Source organism: Flavobacterium sp. JAS, assembly GCF_020991455.1.
In the GTDB taxonomy this organism is placed as follows: domain Bacteria; phylum Bacteroidota; class Bacteroidia; order Flavobacteriales; family Flavobacteriaceae; genus Flavobacterium.
The window spans coordinates 90,085-106,485 of sequence record NZ_JAJMOX010000001.1 but is presented as its reverse complement, the minus strand read 5'-3'; the positions used below and the strand labels follow the sequence as shown (position 1 = coordinate 106,485).

The following is a 16,401-nucleotide window of genomic DNA, read 5'->3' as shown; positions in this document are numbered from 1 at the left end:
AGTAATCGATCCTGATCTTTTTATTCTACATTCCAGCCTTTGTATTTAAAAACAGGTTTTTCGCCTTTTAAAGCAGAGACTGGAAAAGTGACTTTGATTGTCCTGCTTTCTTTTGGCACTAATGAAATATAGTTGTCGTCCCATAAAACCGGAACTATTGATTTTCCTGAAACGTCTCCAACAATGTTTAATTCAATTAAAAATGCAATAGAATTTGATGAGTTTTTAAGTTGTACTGTAACCTCATATTGGTCATTTTCTTTTTTAATAATGTTTTGAGTTTCAATTTTTACTTTTGGTAATTTGTCTAAATCCGTAAAATCAGCATATTCACTTAACGGAGTATTGATCCAATCTGATTTTGCAAAATCGAACACATCTTTTTTAGTCGATAACCAATAAAAGTTGTCTGCAATTGAATTTCCTTTTTCATCAGATAAATTTATCTTCAGAAAATATACTTTCGAATAGGCTGCATTATCAGGCAAATTAATTGTTTTAACCGAAGCATTTCCGTTTACAGAAACTGTTGCTTCTTTTTCGAAAATTACTTTTCCGTTAAAATCATATATCTGTAATTTCGCTTTCAGATTCTTCGTTTTCTCAGGATTTAGATTGCTTACATAAACCGCATTATCACCATAATTGTAGGCAATATTTACTTGGCGTGCGCCTAATCTTGCACCGTAAAAAGCGGCATTTGGTAACAAATTATAATCCCAAAACTGCCAGATTAATTTTGGCCACGGAGAATTAAACATCCATTGAACGATTCCGGTTGTATTACTTCTGTTTATTGCAAAAGCTTCGTACATTGATCGCATAGATTCTAAATTTGAAGCCTGGCTTTTAAAAGTAAAATCTTCAACATTATTCTGAATTCCGTATCTTTTATCGAATGCTTTTGTAAAACGATCAAGCGTTTGAAATTCATTTCTCCCGCAGTGAAAATCCCAAGTCGAATTTATGGGCCATAATTTATCTTCGGGAATCATACTTTTTACCACTTCAAGCGAAGGAACTTGCGGTCCAGGGCCTGTCTCTGTATTAAATCCAAAGGCTCCTCCATTTTCTGTATCCTCAAACCAATAACCAGGTGCAACATAATCGTAAGGGCCGTTCATTTTTACTCCGGTTTTTCCTGAAATTGAACTTTCCATTCCTTTACAAGACATTAAAAGCGGTCTTGAAGGATCAACTTCTTTAAAAAGAACATTGTATTTTGCTTCCAATTCCGGACGTGGTAATTTATCGCTTCCCATTACCCAAACAAAAATACTCGGGTGGTTTCGCAGCCAATTCACATGATCGCGAGTATAGTTTATAATCAGATTCATGTCTTCGGGCGTTTTGATCGACATAAAATCATCTTCCGGTTTATTAAGATAACCTTTCCATTCCCATTGGCAACTCCATCCCACCATCATCAAAAGCCCCATTTCGTCGCACATTTCGTAGATTCTTTCGCTATTTCCCCAAAAGCCTTCCATCCTAACCGTATTCATGTTAGTTTGTTTCACATATTCTAATTGTGCTTTTACTTTTTCTTCGGTATCATTCAGGAACATTCCATCGACCCAACCGCCACCTTTAATCAGAACTTCAACACCATTTAATTTATAACCTCTGTATCCTTTTGCCGTCATGTAATCCTCAACTTCTCGTATTCCGAAAGAAGTAGATTTTGAAAACGAAACTTTATTATTGGTTTCGATTGACATTGTTAGCTTATACAAATTAGGTTTTCCCAATTCATACGTCCACCACAAACGAGGATTATTAATTTTTAGCTGTTTGAATTCTGAAGCATTAAAAACAATCACTCGTTTTTCTAAAGGTTTAAGCGTAAATTTCTTTTCGAAGTTGATGTTTTCGATTTTTCCTTTTACAACTGCTTCTATCGCTTCATTAGTATTGTTTACCGCTTCCGCAGAAATTTCTAACTCGGCACTTTTATAGCCTTTTTTATCAATTTTTGAAGTCACAAAGATGCTGTTCAGACTTGTTTTATCCGAGATTTTAAGCTTTACAGGTCTCCATAATCCCAATTCGCGATCCGGAGCCATAGGAGCCCAATCGACAAAACCAATTGAAGGTTCGTCTGTTTTTTGATTAAAAACTTCAACAGCCAAAACATTCTTTCCTTTTTTTACATACTTTGAAATGTTCAAAACAAATATTCTAAATCCTCCAAATAAACTATCTGCCGAAGCTATTCGGCTACCATTTAGCCAAACATTTGCTCTGTAATTAATTCCTTCAAATATTAATTCTGTATTTTTTGAAGCATCTTCGATAACAAATTCATTTCGATACCACCACGGAACTCTAAATCTTGTCGTGTCAACTTTATTGATATTTTCTCCCATAAAAATATCAGAATACTCATTGTTCGCAATTAAAGATGCCATTACAGTCGATGGAACTGAAGTTTTGTACCATTTTGTGACATCAAAATTAGCCTGTGAAATTTTATCTCCGGTAATATTTATTTTTGCTGATGATTCTATATTCCATCCCTCTTTTAATTGCTTCTCAAATTTTACATTTTGAGCACTTATAGTAGCCAAACTGCACATAAGCCATAAAAGGAATGAGATCATTCTACCATTAGTATAATTTATATTCTTCATAATTTTTCTTTTAATCTAATAAAGAGATTAATGTATTGGTTAACAAAATTTAAGGTTTAAAACGTTTTAAATTTCATGGTTTATTTACTAAAATTCATCATTTTTTTACTACAAAATTACAAATGGTATATTTTGCCAAAAGCAGTAAAAAGACCTAAATGCATTTAAAAAAGGTTAAAAAAATTAATAATTAAAGCATTTTTGTGTTTTTTATTGAAAACCACGAAACAAAAGTAGGCTTGTAATTTAATTGATAATGGTATATTTGCGATAATTAATCTTCATTTTGCGAATATTTACAATTATAAAACTCAAAGTAAACAGTTAATAATTTTCTGATTTTATTTTAATATAAAACACTCTATATCAACCAATATCTAATAAAATGATCCCCAAAGTACTGCTATTAGTTAACTTTTCTGAAGAATACGGACGTGGCCTTTTAAACGGAATTGCGAAATATTCGCGACTATTTGGTCCGTTTAACTTTTGCCGAATTCCGATTGTGAGCGGAAATAAAAAGGAACTAAAAAACGCCATTGCATGGGCAAAAACCTGGGGCGCAAATGGTATTATTGCTCAAATTGAAAACGAGCAGGATTTTGAAAAATTACTTTCATTAGACATTCCAATCATTGCACAAGACACAAACGAACGTTTTATTGGAATACCTAACATTACGGGACCTTATAAAGAAACGGGGCAAATGGCGGCTTCTTATTTTATTGAAAAAGGCTTTAAAAATTTTGGCTTTTATGGCTTCGACAATATTGTCTGGTCTCGTGAAAGATGTGAAGGTTTCTGCGAAAAAGCAGCAGAATTCAATTTTAATGTTCATATCTACCAACATCAAAAAGAAGAAACTCCGCCATTATGGAGTTACAAAGAATCACAATTGGCAGATTGGCTTAAAGCTTTACCAAAACCTATCGCAATTATGACTTGCGACGATAATCAGGGACAACACGTCACGGAAGCCTGTAAAGCGGTTGGTATTAATGTTCCCGAGCAAGTATCTGTTCTTGGAGTTGACAATGATTTAAGTATTTGTAATTTGTCAGATCCTCCTTTATCGAGTATTTCTCTGAATACTGAAAAAGCAGGTTTCGAAACTGCTCAGCTTCTTAACAAAATGATGCTGAATAAAGAAGGTCATTATGATGATATTTATGTAGAACATTTGCAAATAATTACCCGAAGATCAACTGATTTTCTTGCCGTAAATGACAAAGAAATAAGTAAAGCATTGCATTTCATCTATTACAATTATAAAGAAAGAATATCTGTAGATGATGTTGTTAATGCAACGGCATTGTCACGAAGAGTTTTAGAAAAAAGATTTCAATTGGTTTTAAAAAGAAGTATTCTCGACGAAATCAATACGCTACGAATTAAACAAGTAAAGCAGCTTTTGATCGAAACAGATTTATCCATCACCGAAATTTCAGACGTTTGTGGATATACTGACATCAAAAACCTTTCGAGATATTTCAGCCGTCATGAAGGCGTTAATCCGTTAGAATTTAGAAAATTGAAACAGTCGAAATGATTTAAAAAACGAATAATTTAAGTTGAGACATTAGCCTTTTTCAATTTTCGAAAAAGAACAATACAATAGATCAATAAACTCAGAAAAAAAAGAGACACAATAATCAAACTAATTACAACAGCATCGATTTGATATCCTTCTAATCGAAATGAACCACCTTTTTGCATTTCAAGTTCTTCAGCTTTACTCGAATAATAATGTACCCATTTCTCATAACAAAGTATTGTTCTCTTGTTTATCAATTCCTCTTGAAATCCATATTTCTTTGAAAGTTCATAGATTTGAGACGCAGACAAATAATCTTTATTTATTATTGCAATATTTCCTAACTCAAAAAGTAAAACCGAAATAATTCGATCTTTTGGCTTTATAAAAGTTATGCGCTCGTTTAATTGATAATACAAAGCTTTCTTTAATTCTTCTAACTCTTTCTTAGACAAATTTGTTTTAGGAGTTTTTTCTAAACCGAAAGTAGTATTGATTAAAAACTCACCTGAAACCTCTTTAAGATTTTTGATTTTTGCTTCTAATATTTTTAAATGGAGCCATTCTGAACCTTTGTGAGATTCCGGATTAATTTGAATCGATTTTTTAATCCAATTAAAAGCATTTTGGTTTTCTCCCATTAACTCATAAAGAGTTCCCAGATTTGAAGCTGTAGAATATCTATTTGGTTTTAATTTTTCAATCTCTAAATATAATTTTAAAGCTTCCTGATATTTCCCACTAATAATTAGGACATATCCTTTATCAGACAAATAATCAATATCATTCGTTTTTTTGTATTGCTCTTCAAGATCTTGGATTAGTTTTGGAAAATTCTCTACAATAAATCGATGCCCCTCAGGAATTCGTTCAAATTCATCGTAATAAACTTCAACTCCATTTTTCAAAACCTTTGTATCCCCATTCAAACAAGCAAAAGTCTTAAACGAAAACAAAACCAACACAACAACAAAAACCCTGAATTTATTCATAAAGTAAAACGTATTGATTAAAGATTAAACCTGAAACTTGAAACCTGAAACAAAAATTCTTATCTATTCAACCACCAGATACTGGCGTTCAAAATTCCGGCAAAAGCAACCCAAGCCATATACGGAATCAATAAATATCCGGCAATTTTATTGATTTTGTTGAATTTAAAATAAGTTTCATAAATCATCAACCATAAAAGTGTAATTTCGACAACGGCCAGCATCGGGTTTTTTAATCCGAAGAAAATGTACGACCAAATCGCATTCAAAGTCAACTGAATCAAGAAAAACCCTAAGGCTTTTTTTACCTCTTCGTTTTGTTCTTTTATTTTATCCCAAACCAATCCTGCTGCAACAGCCATAAAAATATAAAGTATGGTCCAAACCGGCATAAAAATCCAATTGGGCGGATTAAAACTTGGTTTTACAATCGTTGGATACCACGTTTCTACGCTTGGCCTTGTTACGACACTTGCAGAATATCCTACCATTAAACAAATAATTAACGCTATTGCAATTTTGACTGTCTTGTTCATCTTCCTCTGATTTTTTTCCAAAAATAGTCAAAAAGAAAGGTTAAACCATAGAAGTGATATAAGTTCATTTTAGTTTACGTTTCGTTTATATTTTCTTATCTAACTTATATGGTGAAATATTATAAAAACTATCTTTGCCAAAATTTTATAATTCATGTTTACAGCAACTGATTTTATTCCTAAAAAATATACTTCGACCATCGAAAACGGAAATTTTGAATGGAGCGCTCCCAGCAATATTGCATTAGTGAAATATTGGGGAAAAAAAGACAATCAAATTCCGGCAAATCCTTCGGTGAGTTTTACACTAAATAATTGCAAAACGATTACTAAATTAGGTTTTGAAAAAAGAGAAAATCAAAATTCTTTTTCATTTGATTTATTGTTTGAAGGAAAACCGAAGGAAGATTTTAAACCAAAAATTCAGAAGTTTTTAGAAAGAATTGAAGTGTATTTTCCTTTTTTGAAAGACTATCATTTTACGATTGACACACAAAATACATTTCCACACAGTTCCGGAATTGCTTCTTCGGCTTCAGGAATGGCGGCTTTGGCGATGAATTTTATGAGTTTGGAAAAAGCATTGAATCCAGAAATGACAGAGGATTACTTTTATCAAAAAGCATCATTTTTAGCCCGTTTAGGTTCTGGAAGCGCTTGCCGTAGCGTAAAAGGAAATGTTGTTGTTTGGGGAAACCAGGCGAATATTCAAGGAAGTACTGATTTATATGGAGTTGAATTTCCGTATACAATTCATGAAAATTTCAAGAATTATCAAGATACCATTTTATTAGTTGACAAAGGCGAAAAACAAGTTTCGAGTACTGTTGGTCACGATTTAATGCACAATCATCCGTATGCCGAAAGACGTTTTGCTCAGGCACATGAAAATCTCGATCAGTTAATTGCGGTTTTTGAGAGCGGAAATTTAGATGAATTCATTAAAGTGGTAGAAAGCGAAGCCTTGACTTTGCATGCAATGATGATGACTTCGATGCCGTATTTTATTTTGATGAAACCAAATACATTACAGATCATTAATGCAATTTGGAAATTCAGAAATGAAACACAAATTCCGGTTTGTTTTACGCTTGATGCGGGCGCGAATGTTCACGTTTTATATCCCGAAAACGTTAGCGAAAAAGTACTACAATTTATTCAGGACGAATTAGTTGTATTTTGCCAGAATGGTCAGTACATTTGTGACCAAATTGGAGACGGAGCAATGAAGAGATAATTTTCGTATCTTTAATTAAAATTTAGGTTATGGATATCGAATCTGAAAAGCTCAAAATCATAAAAATATTGGAAGAGACAAATGATCTATCCATCATTAAAGCAGTCAAAAAATTATTGACTGAGGCGAAAAAAGATTGGTGGGATGATTTGACTGAAGAACAAAAAGAAGAACTTGAACTTAGCGTAAAAGAATTTGAAAGAGGAGAAGTTGTAAGTTTATGAAGACTTAATGAAAAAATATAGATAGCATTTTTTAACAAACTTCTATTTATCTTTTGAAACACACAAGACAAGACCCAAATAAAATTAAGAAAGACATAAAATAAACATGAAAGGACCATTATTTTACTCAAAAATATTACTCTTTGGAGAATACGGAATCATCCGCGACTCTAAAGGACTTTCTATTCCTTATAATTTTTACAATGGTGCTTTGAAGAAAATCGAAGATCCTTCGGCGGAGGCAATAGCATCAAATGCAAGTTTAAAACGTTTTGCATCTTACCTTGAAACGCTACAAACAGAACAACCTGAATTGGTTACTTTTGATTTGGCAACTTTAAAAAACGATGTTGAAACCGGAATGTATTTTGACTCAAGTATTCCACAAGGATACGGAGTTGGTAGTAGTGGCGCTCTTGTTGCTGCTATTTATGATAAATATGCTACACATAAAATAACGGTTTTAGAGAATTTAACTCGTGAGAAACTGTTACAATTAAAAAATATATTTGCTCAAATGGAGAGTTTTTTCCACGGAAAAAGTTCTGGTTTAGACCCTTTAAACAGTTATTTGAGTATTCCGATTTTAATCAATTCTAAAGATAATATTGAAGCAACCGGCATTCCGACTCAAAGTTTTGACGGAAAAGGCGCTGTGTTTTTATTAGATTCAGGAATTGTTGGAGAAACGGCTCCAATGGTTAACATTTTCATGGAAAACTTAAAAGATAAAGGTTTCCGTACGATGCTTAAAAACCAATTTGTGAAATATACTGACGCTTGTGTAGAGAACTTTTTGCATGGCGACATGAAATCATTGTTTACCAATACTAAAAAGCTTTCTAAAGTTGTTTTGAACAATTTCAAACCAATGATTCCGGAGCAATTTCACGGAATTTGGCAAAATGGTATTGACACAAACGATTATTACCTAAAACTTTGTGGTTCTGGCGGTGGCGGATATATTCTTGGTTTTACCGAAGATTTAGAACGCGCCAAAGCATCTTTGAAAGACTATAAATTAGAAGTAGTATATCAGTTTTAAATTAAAATCTTCCTAAAAGCTAGTTATTTGAGTACATTTTCCTAAAACCTTAACCCTAAAAAAGCTATTGAATATGAAGAGTATTTTAAAGATTATCAAAGCAACTTTTTTAGGAGGAATTCTATTTTTAGCGCCATTGATTTTACTCTTGGTTCTTTTGGAAAAAGGCTTTAATATTGTTCAAAAAATTACTCTTCCTATTATCAATCACTTCCCAAAAGTGAAAATTTTGGGATTAGCAATCGAAGAAGTTGTTGCCATATTTATCATCGCTTTTATTTGTTTTACTGCCGGTTTAATCTCGAAAACTTCGGCTGCACAAAAGTTAATACAAAAACTAGAAGACGGAATTTTAGGCTTCGTTCCTGGTTATTCTTTTATGAAAAGCATGAACGAAAGCATAATGGGTTTTGAATCTAATCAGGATTTAAAAGTTATTTTGGTACCAACAGATGCAGGTTTACAATTTGCCTTTTTAGTAGAACAAATCGATGAAAATAATTTTACAGTATTTATTCCGGATGCTCCAAATCCGTGGAGCGGTTCTGTTGTTTTTGTAAAGAAAGAAGACATCACTGAAGTTAATATGACTCAAAAACAAGCCTTGGCTTGTATTCGAAAATTAGGATTTGGTTCTAAGGAGCTACTAAAAAATAAACTTTGATCTTGAGGTTCCCTCGACAAAAAATCTTAAATTACGCCTCAATTCCTAAAACTGAAATTAAAAAATGTTAAGCAGACAGCACAAACTTTTAGTGATGAAAATTGTCAGTTTGTTCTCTGTGGTAAGAGGTTATAACATTCCGATTATTGTTTTAGCACAATATTTATCGGCAATTTTCATATTGGCTCCTGAAAAAAGAGCGCTCGATATTCTACTTGATTTCAATCTATTCCTGATTGTTTTTGCTTCGGCAATTACGATCGCTTCGGGATATATTATTAATAATTTTTACGACAGTCAAAAGGATTTAATTAATCGCCCTAACAAATCGATGCTCGATCGATTGGTGAGTCAGAAAACAAAATTATCAGTTTATTTTACGCTTAATTTTATTGCTGTTTTAATGGCGCTGATTGTTTCGTGGCGTGCTTTTCTGTTTTTTTCAGTATATATTTTTCTGATTTGGTTTTACTCTCATAAAATAAAAAAATACGCAATTGTTGGCAATCTAACGTCTGCATTGCTGGCTGTAATTCCTTTCTTTGCTATTTTATTATACTTTTATAATAAGATTTCGTTTGAAGAAATCGAAGATCACATGAGTCATTTTGCGGTGATTTCGGCACATGCAGTTTTCTTATTTTTATTATTACTAATCCGGGAAATGATAAAGGATTTAGAAAACTTAAAAGGTGATTTGGCGAATGATTACAAAACAATTCCGATACTCTATAACGAAACGGTTTCTAAACAAATTATTACGGTTCTGACATTCTTAACGGTGATTCCGGTTTATATTCTGATCAATATTTATGATGTGGGTTATATGGATATTTACTTTTATGTTTGTTTTGCTGTTCTCTTATTTTTCCTGCTTTATTTATGGAAATCAAATTCTAAAGAACAATTTTTACTACTACATAATGTACTTAAATTCTTGATTGTTTCGGGCGTTTTCTGTATCGTTCTGATTAATCCAAGTGTTTTATGGCACGGGAAGAATTTGCTTTTGAAATTTTAAAGATTGCACGCAGATGACGCGGATTTAGGCAGATTTGCACAGATCTTTATTTTACTTTGTGTAACTCTTCAACTTTGTGAATCTCTGTGATATATTTTTTTTTTAAATGTTTAAAAGAAGCTAATTGTTTGAAACTAGCCCCGATTACTTCACTTAACATTTATTTTCATAGGAGTTCAGTGAACTTCGTTTGAAGTGGAAATCCTTTTATTTTTTTCTTTAGAAAAATAAAAGATTGAAACGAAAAGCGGGAAATCATGCCTGAAAAAAAGCCAGTTGTGATGCTTCTGGAACCTCAAAAATTAATAGCTATTAATCTAAGAACAATGAACTTAGGATTATTTAGCAAGAATAAACTATCTTTGCACAAATTACAGAATTTATGAACAATAAGGAAGGCAATAATAAAAGAGGCGGTTCTAGACCAAGTGGCTCTAGGCCAAACTCTAACAAGCCAAAACCTCCTATGGCGAAGCGCGCTCAAGGGCCAAAAAAAGTGAAACCTGCTGTTAAGGCTGCCGAAGAAGAAAAGGCTGAAAAAATTAAAAAACAGAATCAGGCTCCAAAAAGACAAAAAGCTGCAGACGAAATTCGTTTGAACAAATACATCTCTAATTCTGGTGTTTGTTCACGTCGTGATGCCGATATATACATTCAGTCTGGAAACGTAAAAGTAAATGGCGTTCCGGTAACTGAAATGGGTTATTTAGTAAAATTGAATGATGTTGTGAACTTTGACGGTGTTGTTTTGACTCCTGAAAAGAAAGAATACATCTTGTTGAACAAACCTAAAAACTTTACAACTGCTCTTGACGAAGGTCAGGAATACCGTAACGTTCTGGAACTTGTTCGTGGTTCTACAACGGCAAAAATTGCTCCGATTGGAAGAATGGACAAAAACACTACTGGTTTGTTGTTGTTTACTAACGATACAGATATGATTCGTAAATTTACTTTACCAAGTCAGAAATCATCTAAAATTTATCAGGTTTCATTAGATAAAAACTTGAAATTTGAGGATTTAGAGAAAATCAGTAAAGGTTTGGTTCTTGACGGACACCGCGTGTTTGTTGAAGAAATAAGTTATATTGAAAAAGAAGCAAAAAGCGAGGTAGGTCTTAAACTACGCTCATCGAATGTAAAAGTTGTTCGTGCAATATTCGAAAACTTTGACTACGATGTTTTACGTATAGACCGTGTATCATTTGCTGGTTTGACCAAAAAGAACTTACCTAGAGGTAACTGGCGCTTTTTGACCGAGCAAGAAATTATCAATTTGAAGAACGTTTAAAAGCACTTCAAATTTGGACTTAAATATAAATCCTGTTTTACTTTTGTAAGATGGGATTTTTTTTATCTAAAAACTGAAAAAGTTATGACCGAATAGTGTGAAAATTGATCTTCCGATAGATTGGTTTTTATCTTCTACTGATTCATAACAAGAGAAACCTAAGATAATTTTGATTCCGGGATGGATGCTGTTTAAAATTTCTCTTTTTTGCTCGTCTAGCAATAATTTTAAACTGTCTAACAATTGGATATTGTTTTTTAAGTAAGAAACGACTAGTAGTGCTGAGAAGTTAAGGATTTCTCTTGCCGTTTCGCTTTTGATTCCAACTTCGTTAGAAATCATTTCAGAAATTCTGCCTTTTTTGGCGGTAAAAATTTCTTTTAGTATTGCGTTTCCTTCCAATCGGTAACAGTCATCGACTGATAAAATTCGACCAGAAGCAAAATCAACTTCCTGATAAAATGTAGAATCGTCTTTTATTAATGAAATAATCTCTTTGTAAAAGCCCGACTCCCCGGCCCTATTATACAAACCCATTAAAACTGTTCCTATCGAAACATCAATTCCCTTAATTAAAAGTGCATCGTTTTCAAAATAAAATTTATTCAATTTTGAGACAACATTAGACGAAATGAAACGTCTAAGTTCAATTTGTAGGTTTGGAGTCATAAATTTACTATTTAAATTAGTTCAAAATAATCGATAAAGTGAGGCTTTTTATCGTTTATCAGGATAAAAATATAAAATATTTTAACATTTCCAAAAAAGAAGTTAAAATAATAACAGCAATTTTAACAGTAATTTAGAACTAAAATCTCGAATCGTCAGTAAACATAACCCCTTAGTTATCAAAACAAACAAAAAAGTTTTTTTTGAAAAATTTAATTGTTTTCTTAAAAATTAAAAAAGATAAGAAAAAGCTTAAATGTGTGTTATACAATTAAAACAATAATGCTCGATATTTCCATGTTATGCTCAAAAAAACACCAAGAAAGATGATACAGAACATGAAATTAATAAAACTTGAAGCCAGAAAACCAAGTACAGATCCTGTAGCAGCTTTTAAGGCACGCTTATGATTTTTAGAATCATAAATTAATTCTCCGACCAAGGCTCCTACAAAAGGACCAATGATAACTCCAAAAGGTATAGGTGCCAGAATACCAACTATTAAGCCTATATTGGTTCCCCAAATTCCGTAGGAACTTCCTCCAAACTTTTTGGTTCCTTTGGCTGGAATTACATAATCCAGAACAGTAATAATTATGGTCAGCAAAAGTGTAATACCCAGAACCCAATAATTATTCTCGACCGCTTTTGTTAAATACAATAACAGCAAACCTACCCAACAACTGGATAAACCGGGTAAAACAGGAAGAAAACTCCCAAAAATACCAACAATCATACATATAAAACCAAGCAATAGCAATAGTAAATCCATAATATTTTTTGTAACTTTGTCCCTACAAATCATTTAGTAAAGCTAATAAATGCGTAGACTTTTAAAACTTATATTGTTTTTATTTCTGATCATCCCGATCAGTAATTCAATGTATGCACAGTCTAAAAAACTTTCGATTGACGATCAATTATTGCAAGACAGCATTTATAAAAGTAATAAGAAAAAAGTATTAAACTTCTCTATGAAAGAATTCGATGCACTTTTCTTTGAATACTTTAAGCGCAAAAATGATGCAGATATTATTTTAACAAAAACTGAGTTTTATAACTACACGGTTCAAATCGCTACTTTTTCTGATCGGCTTGCTAAATTATATCCTGAACAAAAGGAAGTTGCAGCAAAAAATAAAGAGCAATGGCTATCAGAAAGCTATGAAGAATATTTACAATTCAAAGCTTCTCAAAAAAAATAATCGTATTTTTATACCAATAATTTAGTTTATTCATTCAAATTCATAATCTTGAAGCAGTTTTTCCTTTTTTTAGCTTTTTTAGCCCTCCATTCTTGTCAATATATTGACAAGCAGGTTCCATCTGAAAAAGAATTACTTCAAAAAGAACTAAAAACAATTAACTGGAAAGAAGTTGATGAATATCCATCTGTTGCCAATTGCGAAAAAATCGCCGACAAGAAACAGCGTCAGCAATGTTTTTTTCAGGTAATGGCACAGCTTATTCAGGAGAAATTAGATATTGACACGCTATCGATAATGTATCCGGAATTGGATACAATAGAAGTAAAAGTAACGGTTTTCCCAAATGCAACCATGAAATTCGAACCGCAGTTTCCTAAAGATTCTGTTGCTTATGATACTATTAAAATCGATAGTATTTTACATGCTCGTTTGGTCGATTTCCCAAAAATAAATCCTGCGCTTAAACGTGGACTTCCGGTAAAAACTCAATTTATTTTACCCGTTATTCTTAAAGCTAAAGGCAAAGAGTAGCAGTTTTTCACTATTTAAGTGATATAAGTTCATTTAATTTTCCGTTTACTTGTCTTTCTTATTGAATTTTACTTTCCAAACTTTCTTCCCTTCCATTCATAAGAACCAAACAAACTGTACAAAGCCACAGTCGAACTGAAAAAAGGATAAAGCAAACTACTTAATAATAAACTCTTAATTCTGTTTTTTGTCAAAAATTGATTGGTGATATAAAGCAAAACAAAATCAACTGTAAACTTTAAAAAAGCAAACATTACAAAAAACGGATAAGGCAAAATAGCGAAAACAGAAAATAAAAATCCAACAACAAAACTGAGATTTCCGAAGAAAACAATTAAACCTAAAACCTTTCCAAAACCACTTTGATATGAACTTGTTTTTGCCGCCCATCGCACTCTTTGATAAAATAAAGATTTCCAATTTTCTGTTGGTTTAGTTACAACAATTGCTTCTTCTGATTTTAGATAATGAACTTTATCAGCGAATAAACTTGCTGCTTTTTGTAATAAAAAAACGTCGTCTCCGCTCGCAATTTTATTGTTTCCATCAAATCCATTTAATTTTTCGAACAGTGACTTTTTGTATGCAAAATTGGCTCCGTTGCACATAAAAGCTTTCTGAAGTCCAAAACTTCCAATTGTTGCGCCCTGCAAACTGGTTAAATCTAATTGCTGAAAATGATCCAAAAAAGAATTCTCACATTTATAAGTAACAGCACCGGCAAGCATCGAAACATCATTTTGCTGAATGTAATTATCAAAAGTCAAAAGCCAATTTTCGGGTACAATACAATCTGCATCTGTAGTAATTACCCAATTGGTTTTTACGTGTTGCATTGCTGTCGAAATGGCGTCTTTTTTAGGCGAATTCGAAATCCGAATATTATCGACCAAAGAAACCTGAAACTTGAAACCTGAAACCTGAAACTTTTCCTTCGAATTGTCATCTACTAAAACAACTTCGAACAAATCATCCGGATAATTAAGTTCTGAGAAACTCTGTAAAAGTTTCGGTAAATTCTCTGCTTCATTTCGGAACGGAACTATAATTGTAAAACTTGTTTGAGGTTTGAGATCTGTTTTCTGATATTTTTTCACTTTGGAAAAACCATAAATAAGCATTCCAATACTCCCTATATAAATGATCAATATGAGAAATAAACCCAAAATCATTCTACCGTTTTCGTTTTAAAATTCAGCACATAATAAGACCCGATAACTACTGGCAAAACCACATTTAGAAACCACATTAAAGTGCTTATAAAAACTACAACCCATTCGTTTACACCTAAAATTCCGAAGAAATAAATGGCAACACTTCCTTTTACAGCAAAGTCTAAAAACTGAAAAGTTGGCAATGATGAAGCCAAAAAATAAACCACAGCAATTGTGGCAATCAAAGTAAAATAAGGCAAATCGACATCAAAAGCCAAAAACAAAAAGTAATATTGATGTGAGAAAACCAAATAACGTAAAGTCCCTAAAAGAATATTTTTACGATGAATTGGTTTCGGAATCTCATTAATTTTATGCAGTAATTTTTCGATCGAATATCCTTTGATTTTTATCTTCTTCAAAGAGAATAAAACAACAAAAAGCAACACAAAAATTCCGAATAAAATTGCTACGGTTTGTGCCGTTATTACTTCATGTTGTGCATTGAAATACATCAATCCAAAAAGGCCAAAAATCACCGTTAGAATCATCTGGATTCCGTTGCAGATCAAGTTCAGGAAAACCACTTTTTTAGCTTCTGTTTTTGGATAATACAACGCCTTTCCAGCATACTCTCCAACTCCATTTGGTGTAAAAATCCCTGCTGTTAAAGCCGCAAGAACTTGTTTTGTAGCTTCTCCCAAAGAAATTTCGTGAATGACTTTGGCCAGATTCTGCCATTTCAAAATCTCAAAATAACGGTTCAAAACACTCAAAAGCAAAATAAACCCAATCCCTAAAACCGATTGATTTTTACGAAACAATGTGATGAACTTTTGCCAATCGAGTTTGTCGTTGTGCGCCAATTGATCATAAATAAAATAAAATGCGCCACCTACAATCAAAAGTTTGATTAGAAGAACTAGGAATTGTTTAGCTTTGTGAGGAATTGAAATCATGCCGCAAAAGTAATCAATTTGAAAATGTGGCAATGAAAATGTGCCAATTAGAAAATTAGAAAATGAGTCAATTTTCTAAACCTGAAACCTGAAACAAAAAACACTTGACAAAAGAACGCATCATATTAGGTATTGACCCCGGAACAACGATTATGGGTTTTGGATTGATTAAGGTCATCAATAAAAAAATGGAGTTTTTGCAATTGAACGAATTGCAATTGTCCAAATATGACAATCATTACCAAAAACTAAAAATTATTTTTGAGCGTACCATCGAACTAATCGAAACACATCATCCGGACGAAATCGCAATTGAGGCACCTTTCTTTGGTAAAAACGTACAATCGATGTTAAAGTTGGGTCGCGCGCAAGGTGTTGCAATGGCGGCAGGACTTTCGAGAGATATTCCGATTACAGAATACGAACCAAAAAAGATAAAAATGGCTATTACCGGAAACGGAAATGCCAGCAAAGAACAAGTTGCCAAAATGCTGCAGCAACTTTTAGGTTTAAAAGAATTACCTAAAAATCTCGATTCAACAGATGGCTTGGCGGCAGCCGTTTGTCATTTCTTTAATTCAGGAAAAATCGTTGCCGGAAAAAATTATTCTGGCTGGGATGCTTTTGTAAAACAAAACGAAGACAAAGTGAGGAAATGAGATAATGTGCCAATTAGAAAATTAGATAATTCTTGAATTGAAAT

General features: G+C 32.6%; 17 protein-coding genes. 10 read left to right on the top strand and 7 right to left on the bottom strand.

Annotation, left to right across the window (positions count from 1 at the left end; translation table 11 throughout):
• Positions 1-20: 20 nt before the first annotated feature.
• Positions 21-2,633, bottom strand: a complete 2,613-nt coding sequence (locus LPB88_RS00470) for a glycoside hydrolase family 2 TIM barrel-domain containing protein (RefSeq protein ID WP_230711855.1) — start codon at positions 2,631-2,633, stop codon at positions 21-23.
• A gap of 385 nt (positions 2,634-3,018) precedes the next feature.
• Here LPB88_RS00470 and LPB88_RS00465 point away from each other — a divergent pair, with 385 nt between their 5' ends.
• A complete protein-coding gene (locus tag LPB88_RS00465) occupies positions 3,019-4,182 on the top strand; it encodes a XylR family transcriptional regulator (RefSeq protein WP_230711853.1) in 1,164 nt (387 codons plus the stop codon).
• Positions 4,183-4,199: 17 nt separating this feature from the next.
• Here LPB88_RS00465 and LPB88_RS00460 read toward each other — a convergent pair whose 3' ends face one another.
• Both LPB88_RS00460 and LPB88_RS00455 read right to left on the bottom strand, forming a co-directional pair.
• Positions 4,200-5,159, bottom strand: a complete 960-nt coding sequence (locus LPB88_RS00460) for a M48 family metallopeptidase (RefSeq protein WP_230711851.1) — start codon at positions 5,157-5,159, stop codon at positions 4,200-4,202.
• Positions 5,160-5,218: 59 nt separating this feature from the next.
• A complete protein-coding gene (locus LPB88_RS00455) occupies positions 5,219-5,695 on the bottom strand; it encodes a TspO/MBR family protein (protein WP_230711849.1) in 477 nt (158 codons plus the stop codon).
• A 154-nt stretch (positions 5,696-5,849) separates the two neighbouring features.
• Here LPB88_RS00455 and LPB88_RS00450 point away from each other — a divergent pair, with 154 nt between their 5' ends.
• The 6 genes from LPB88_RS00450 to LPB88_RS00425 all read left to right on the top strand — a co-directional run bounded on the left by LPB88_RS00450 (position 5,850) and on the right by LPB88_RS00425 (position 11,177).
• Complete coding sequence (locus LPB88_RS00450) at positions 5,850-6,932, top strand: diphosphomevalonate/mevalonate 3,5-bisphosphate decarboxylase family protein (protein ID WP_230711847.1); 1,083 nt, start codon at positions 5,850-5,852, stop codon at positions 6,930-6,932.
• Between the two features lie 29 nt (positions 6,933-6,961).
• Positions 6,962-7,156, top strand: coding sequence for a hypothetical protein (locus tag LPB88_RS00445; RefSeq protein WP_230711846.1), 195 nt, complete (start codon positions 6,962-6,964; stop codon positions 7,154-7,156).
• A gap of 106 nt (positions 7,157-7,262) precedes the next feature.
• Positions 7,263-8,201: a mevalonate kinase gene (locus tag LPB88_RS00440; RefSeq protein WP_110837074.1), complete on the top strand. Its 939-nt coding sequence runs from the start codon at positions 7,263-7,265 to the stop codon at positions 8,199-8,201.
• Positions 8,202-8,274: 73 nt separating this feature from the next.
• The gene (locus LPB88_RS00435) at positions 8,275-8,865 is read left to right on the top strand and encodes a hypothetical protein (RefSeq protein ID WP_230711844.1); all 591 of its coding nucleotides are present in this window, start codon (positions 8,275-8,277) and stop codon (positions 8,863-8,865) included.
• Between the two features lie 64 nt (positions 8,866-8,929).
• Positions 8,930-9,886: a geranylgeranylglycerol-phosphate geranylgeranyltransferase gene (locus LPB88_RS00430; protein ID WP_230711843.1), complete on the top strand. Its 957-nt coding sequence runs from the start codon at positions 8,930-8,932 to the stop codon at positions 9,884-9,886.
• A gap of 382 nt (positions 9,887-10,268) precedes the next feature.
• Positions 10,269-11,177, top strand: a complete 909-nt coding sequence (locus LPB88_RS00425; RefSeq protein WP_230711841.1) for a pseudouridine synthase — start codon at positions 10,269-10,271, stop codon at positions 11,175-11,177.
• 66 nt (positions 11,178-11,243) lie between these two features.
• Here LPB88_RS00425 and LPB88_RS00420 read toward each other — a convergent pair whose 3' ends face one another.
• Complete coding sequence (locus LPB88_RS00420) at positions 11,244-11,846, bottom strand: DUF937 domain-containing protein (RefSeq protein ID WP_230711840.1); 603 nt, start codon at positions 11,844-11,846, stop codon at positions 11,244-11,246.
• Between the two features lie 271 nt (positions 11,847-12,117).
• Positions 12,118-12,618 carry a DUF456 domain-containing protein gene (locus LPB88_RS00415; RefSeq protein ID WP_230711839.1) on the bottom strand — a complete coding sequence of 167 codons (501 nt, stop codon included), beginning with the start codon at positions 12,616-12,618 and terminating at the stop codon, positions 12,118-12,120.
• 202 nt (positions 12,619-12,820) lie between these two features.
• Between LPB88_RS00415 and LPB88_RS00410 the strand changes: the two genes are divergently transcribed.
• Entirely contained in the window at positions 12,821-13,051 is a 231-nt protein-coding gene (locus LPB88_RS00410) for a hypothetical protein (protein ID WP_132022530.1), read from the top strand.
• Positions 13,052-13,099: 48 nt separating this feature from the next.
• The gene (locus LPB88_RS00405; RefSeq protein ID WP_089349925.1) at positions 13,100-13,585 is read left to right on the top strand and encodes a hypothetical protein; all 486 of its coding nucleotides are present in this window, start codon (positions 13,100-13,102) and stop codon (positions 13,583-13,585) included.
• Positions 13,586-13,653: 68 nt separating this feature from the next.
• Here LPB88_RS00405 and LPB88_RS00400 read toward each other — a convergent pair whose 3' ends face one another.
• Both LPB88_RS00400 and LPB88_RS00395 read right to left on the bottom strand, forming a co-directional pair.
• Positions 13,654-14,757 carry a glycosyltransferase gene (locus tag LPB88_RS00400; RefSeq protein ID WP_230711837.1) on the bottom strand — a complete coding sequence of 368 codons (1,104 nt, stop codon included), beginning with the start codon at positions 14,755-14,757 and terminating at the stop codon, positions 13,654-13,656.
• Entirely contained in the window at positions 14,754-15,698 is a 945-nt protein-coding gene (locus LPB88_RS00395; protein WP_230711835.1) for a lysylphosphatidylglycerol synthase domain-containing protein, read from the bottom strand. The genes LPB88_RS00400 and LPB88_RS00395 overlap by 4 nt, the downstream gene beginning before the upstream one ends.
• Positions 15,699-15,802: 104 nt before the next feature.
• Between LPB88_RS00395 and ruvC the strand changes: the two genes are divergently transcribed.
• The gene (ruvC, locus tag LPB88_RS00390) at positions 15,803-16,357 is read left to right on the top strand and encodes a crossover junction endodeoxyribonuclease RuvC (RefSeq protein WP_230711834.1); all 555 of its coding nucleotides are present in this window, start codon (positions 15,803-15,805) and stop codon (positions 16,355-16,357) included.
• The last annotated feature ends 44 nt before the right edge of the window (positions 16,358-16,401 follow it).